Here is a 4,779-nt window from a genome sequence, read left to right as displayed (position 1 = left end):
GCCTCGCAAGGACGAAGGAGAGACCGAAGCGGTCAAGCGGATGGTGTGTCAAACCTCGTGACGGCCGGACGCGGCGCTCTATGACCAAAAACCCTTTCATCCGGCGCCTGAACTTAAGACTCCATCAAACACCGCGCATTGCCGTTGTGGCGAATCATGATTATTGGGCCGCAATCCGATCTGGTTTCGGCTAGAAGAGGCGATATCGGTAGTTCCGCGAAGGCCCCCGGACGAGGCGGCACGCGGGCGGGGGCTCGAATACGGTGGCGCGGTTTCTTCGTCTTGCTCGGATGCAGACAATCCCGATGGGACGTCCGCGGCGGCTCGTCGGCGCGACGGCGCTGATCCTGAGCCTCACCCTCTCCTCGACCGCGGTGCTCGCCTACGCCGACCTGCTGCCGCACGACCTCGACATCGATCTCGGCCTGTTCGAGAGCGCGGAGCCCGCCGGCCTTCCGCACGTCGCCCAGAAGATCGCCCTGGGCGGGCCGCTGACCATCGTCGCCTTCGGCTCCTCCTCGACGGAGGGCGTCGGCGCCAGCAACCCCGCCGCCGCCTATCCCGCCCGCCTCGAAGCGGGGCTGCGGCGCGCCCTGCCGCATCTCGGCGGCCGGATCACCGTGACGAACCGCGGCGTCGGCGGCGAGGCCGTGGACGAGATGCTGGCCCGGCTCGACCGGGACGTGATCGCGCCCCGGCCCGATCTCGTGATCTGGCAGACCGGCAGCAACGATGCGCTGCGCGGCATCTCCCTCGACCATTTCCGCGAGGCGAGCGCGGCGGCGCTGGAGCGCATCCGCGCGGCGGGCATCGACGTGGTGCTGATGGAGCCGCAATGGTGCCCGGCGCTGGATGCCACGCCCGGCGCCGACCGGTTCCGCGACGCGGTACGCGCGCTGGGCCACGACCTCGACATCCCGGTGATCCGCCGCTCCGACCTGATGCGCGACTGGATCGGCCAGGGCCGCCTGACCCGCACCGAGCTGTTCGCGAGCGACGGCCTGCACATGGCGGATGGCGGCTACGCCCTGCTCGCCGAGGCCGCGCAGGACACGGTGCTCGACGGTGCCGAGGCCGCACCGGTCGCCGTCGCCGAGGCGGGGACGGATTGACGCGATTCGTCGGGGCGGCCCGCTTCGCCCGCTGTCTCGCAGCCGGTCTTCTGCTCGCGGGCACGCCCGCCGGGGCGGTCGATCTGCGCCTGTTGCCCGAGAATCCGCGCTACGCCCGCAACAAGACCTGCGCGGACGTCACCGTGATGGCGCCGGCCCGCCGGCCCGGCACGCACCCGCTCGACGACCGGATCAGCCCCAACCCGGCCCTGTCGCCGATGAGCCAGGGCGACAGCGCGATCTGCTTCGCCTACGCCACCGCCGACATGATCTCGCAGCGCGTCGGCGTCACCGTCTCGGCGCTGGATGTGGCCACCCGCTACTACTTCGCTGACCCGGCCGGCCTGACGCGCAGCCGCGACCGCGCCTTGCGGCGCTACCTGAGCCGGCATCCCGACCTCGCGGAGGAGATCGCCGAGAGCCGCAACGACACCGAGGCGAGCCGCGAGCGCAACCCGCAGCGAAAGCCCTATTTCGACAAGCTGGAGGACGGGCAGGAGGAGGCGGCGACGCTCCTCTACAATCTCGGCGGCCTTTGCACCGACCGGGACCTGCCCTCCTTCGACGGCTACGGCCAGCACGCCCGCACCTTCGGCGCCCTGCGCTGGCGCAGCCGCGTCGCCGCCCCCAAGATCTCGTGGCGCAGCCTCGGCGGGACGGTGCCGCGGCTGCGCGACCCGGCAACCGATGCCTTCAACGCCGGCTGGATCGCCCATGTCGAGCGGCGCTGCCGGCGGAAGCCCCTGCCGGTGCCGCTGGTCCCGGTCTCGGATTCGATCGCCGACAACCAGCTCGACTTCATGGACAAGGCGGCGCGCCGGGAGCCCGGCCTCGCGGCCGGCAGCGACCGGCTGATGGCGATGATCGACTACGCCCTCGACCGGGGCCGGCTGCCGGTGATCGGCTATTCCTGGTACGTGCTGGAGGAGCGCCTGCCGAAGGACCCGGACATCGCCGCCGACCATTCGAGCCCGATCATCGCCCGGCGCAGGGCGGGCGGGCGCTGCCAGTACCACCTGCAGGACAATACCGGCGAGTACTGCGCCCGGATGCGGCCCGGCATCCGCGAACGCTGCGACCTCGGCCGGGTCTGGCTCGACGAGGACGAGTTGCGCGCCTCGCTCTACAGCGTGATCTATCTGCGGTAGACCGCGAGAGACGGGAGGATACGGGCCATGACGATCGAGATCGGTTTCCTCCTCTTCCCCCGGGTGCAGCAGCTCGATCTCACCGGTCCCTACGAGGTGCTGGCCATGGTGCCCGGCGCCCGCGTCCACCTCGTCGCGAGAACGCTGGATCCGGTCGCGAGCGCCACCGGCCTCGTGCTGACGCCGACCGTCACCTTCGCCGAATGCCCGGTCCTCGACGTGCTCTGCGTGCCCGGCGGTTCGGGCGTGAACCCGCTGATGGAGGATGCCGAGACCCTCGACTTCCTGCGCCGTCGGGCGGAGGGCGCGCGCTATCTCACCTCGGTCTGCACCGGCGCCCTGGTTCTCGGCGCGGCGGGGCTCCTGCGGGGCCGGCGCGCCACCACGCATTGGGCGGCCCACGACCTCCTCGCCGCCTTCGGCGCGATCCCGACGCAGGGGCGCGTGGTGCGTGACGGCAACCTGATCACCGGCGGCGGCGTGACCGCGGGCATCGATTTCGGCCTGACGCTCGCCGCGGAACTGACCGACGAGGCGACCGCGAAGGCGATCCAGCTCCATCAGGAATACGCCCCGGCCCCGCCCTTCGACGCCGGACGTCCCGAGACCGCCGCGCCCGAGATCCTCGCCGCCGCTCGCGAGCGGCTGGCGGCGACGCGCCGGGAGCGGGAGGCGATCGTGGCGAGGGTGACGGGGATGCCGGGCTGAGGCCTAGAAGCCGTCCGCCTCCTGCGCCTCACCGAGAAGGCCGCCCATCACGTCGAGGCAGCTCTGCAGGATGTAGGCGGCGGCGAGCTTGTCCACGAGTTCGCCGCGGCGCGCGCGGGAGGCGTCGGCCTCCAGCAGGGTGCGGGTGACGGCGGCGGTGGAGAGGCGCTCGTCGAAGAACAGGACCGGCAGCGGCAGCAGCGGCTTGAGGTTGCGGGCAAAGCTCCGGCTCGACTGCGCCCGGGGCCCTTCCGTGCCGTCCATGTTGAGCGGCAGGCCGATCACGAGGCCGCCGACGGCGTGGGTCGCGCAGAGCGAAACGATCCGCTGCGCGTCCGGCGTGAACTTCACCCGGCGGATCGTCTCCAGCGGCGAGGCGATCTGCCGGCCGACATCGGACAGGGCGAGCCCGATGGTCTTGGTGCCGAGATCGAGCCCGATCAGGCGCGGGGCGCCGGCCGAGGCCTCGGCGAAGGCTGCGATCTCCTCCCGGTTCACGAAGCCGCCGCTCCGAGCTGCTGCAGGGCCGCCGCGTCGTCGCCCTCGAAGGTCGCGGGCAGCGGACCTTCTCCCTCGCCGAGGATGTGCAGCACCTCGAGGCCCTGAAGCCCGCGCAGGAGGGTGGCGAGGTCGGCACCGCCGAAATGCACCGTCTCCAGATCGGCGCACAGCACCCAGATGTCGTATTCGGGAAAACCCGGCGTCACGTCGAAGAACAGGAAGTCGCCGCGCTCGGTCTGCCCGAAGAAGCAGGCCCGCTCCATCAGCTCGGCGTCGGCGTCCCCCTCGATGGTGAAGCGGTGCGGTTCGTCGCTGTCCCCGTCGCGCAGTCCGTCGAGGGCGAGCGCCACGCCGTGCGAAATCAGGTGCGCGCGCGAAGCCAGATCGGCCGCCTCCACCGGAACCGGGGTGAAGATGCGCAGATGCCCGCCGATCCGCCCGGCGCCGCATTCCTGCGCGAAGCTGCGGTAGCTCTGGGGGAGGGGGAAGCCGAGCTGCGCCTCGGCGCGGGCGAGATCCGCCTCGCTCGAGACGAGACCCGGACGGAAGCTCCGGAAGACGCTGTCCCACATGCCCCGGCCTCCCGCGCACCCGACGAGCGACGGGCTTACGCCCGGCCGCGCGGACTTGTCCACCGCGCAGATTAACCAAGCCGGGCGGTTCTCGGTGTCGGGATGGAGCGGGCGATGGAAAGCGGTGTTAAGGCTTCGTTAACCACCCCGGAGCCGCCCGTCCCCCATGCTGCCGCCTGCCGCCCGCTTCGGATCAGGCCGCCTCTCGCGGCGGCACACGCTGATGCTGATGCTCGCTCTCGAGATCCTCGTCGTCGGGGCCTACAACGCCGAACGCTACCGCCGCCCCGGCATCAGCGTGGACGTGCCGGCGACGCGGGGCCACGTCATCGTCTGAGCTGCCCTCTCGCGTCGGCCCGGCCGTGAGCGTTGCCCCGTCGCGAAGGCGGGTGCTATAGCCCGGCCGATCCTGACGCGGACCGTTTCCCGCGGCTGAGGCATTTGGTTTCGCATCGTCTTTTTCCGAGAGCCGGCAACGCCCTTTCGGAACGATGCTCGGGCAGGCGAGGCGACACGGGCGGCATGTCGGTCGACGAGACAACGGTACGGCGCATCGCGCATCTGGCCCGCATCGCGGTCACCGACGAGGAGGTCGGCCCGCTGCAGGGCGAACTCAACGCGATCCTCGCCCTCGTTCACCACGTCCGCGCGCTTCTTCATGCGCATCGAGGTGACGGAGGTCATCGGCTCGACGCCCTCGACATCGACGGCGCCGAGCTGCTCCACGAAGGCGAGGAT

At 71.2% G+C, this 4,779-nt stretch carries 6 protein-coding genes and 2 pseudogenes; 5 read left to right on the top strand and 3 right to left on the bottom strand.

What is annotated here, in order from left to right; translation table 11 throughout:
• Positions 1 to 305: 305 nt before the first annotated feature.
• The 3 genes from MFF42_RS07850 to MFF42_RS07840 are packed head-to-tail and all read left to right on the top strand — an operon-like array spanning position 306 to position 2,968.
• Entirely contained in the window at positions 306 to 1,112 is an 807-nt protein-coding gene (locus tag MFF42_RS07850) for an SGNH/GDSL hydrolase family protein (RefSeq protein WP_373875154.1), read from the top strand.
• Complete coding sequence (locus MFF42_RS07845; RefSeq protein WP_238255238.1) at positions 1,109 to 2,260, top strand: hypothetical protein; 1,152 nt, start codon at positions 1,109 to 1,111, stop codon at positions 2,258 to 2,260. Before MFF42_RS07850 ends, MFF42_RS07845 begins: the two co-directional genes overlap by 4 nt.
• 27 nt (positions 2,261 to 2,287) lie before the next feature.
• A complete protein-coding gene (locus MFF42_RS07840; protein ID WP_238255237.1) occupies positions 2,288 to 2,968 on the top strand; it encodes a DJ-1/PfpI family protein in 681 nt (226 codons plus the stop codon).
• 3 nt (positions 2,969 to 2,971) lie between these two features.
• Here MFF42_RS07840 and ruvX read toward each other — a convergent pair whose 3' ends face one another.
• The gene (gene ruvX / locus MFF42_RS07835) at positions 2,972 to 3,466 is read right to left on the bottom strand and encodes a Holliday junction resolvase RuvX (protein WP_238255236.1); all 495 of its coding nucleotides are present in this window, start codon (positions 3,464 to 3,466) and stop codon (positions 2,972 to 2,974) included.
• The gene (locus MFF42_RS07830; protein ID WP_238255235.1) at positions 3,463 to 4,041 is read right to left on the bottom strand and encodes an SMI1/KNR4 family protein; all 579 of its coding nucleotides are present in this window, start codon (positions 4,039 to 4,041) and stop codon (positions 3,463 to 3,465) included. The genes ruvX and MFF42_RS07830 overlap by 4 nt, the downstream gene beginning before the upstream one ends.
• A 166-nt stretch (positions 4,042 to 4,207) precedes the next feature.
• Between MFF42_RS07830 and MFF42_RS07825 the strand changes: the two genes are divergently transcribed.
• Both MFF42_RS07825 and MFF42_RS07820 read left to right on the top strand, forming a co-directional pair.
• Positions 4,208 to 4,378 (top strand): hypothetical protein, encoded by a 171-nt coding sequence (locus MFF42_RS07825; protein ID WP_238255234.1) that lies wholly within the window; start codon positions 4,208 to 4,210, stop codon positions 4,376 to 4,378.
• 185 nt (positions 4,379 to 4,563) lie between these two features.
• Positions 4,564 to 4,695: pseudogene (locus MFF42_RS07820) on the top strand (Asp-tRNA(Asn)/Glu-tRNA(Gln) amidotransferase subunit GatC); the annotation flags it as partial.
• Here MFF42_RS07820 and MFF42_RS07815 read toward each other — a convergent pair.
• Positions 4,666 to 4,779, bottom strand: a pseudogene (locus tag MFF42_RS07815) (Asp-tRNA(Asn)/Glu-tRNA(Gln) amidotransferase subunit GatC); the annotation flags it as partial. The pseudogenes MFF42_RS07820 and MFF42_RS07815 overlap by 30 nt on opposite strands.

It is taken from the genome of Methylorubrum podarium, from assembly GCF_022179745.1.
GTDB lineage: Bacteria > Pseudomonadota > Alphaproteobacteria > Rhizobiales > Beijerinckiaceae > Methylobacterium > Methylobacterium podarium.
This window is presented reverse-complemented; position numbering and strand designations above follow the sequence as displayed.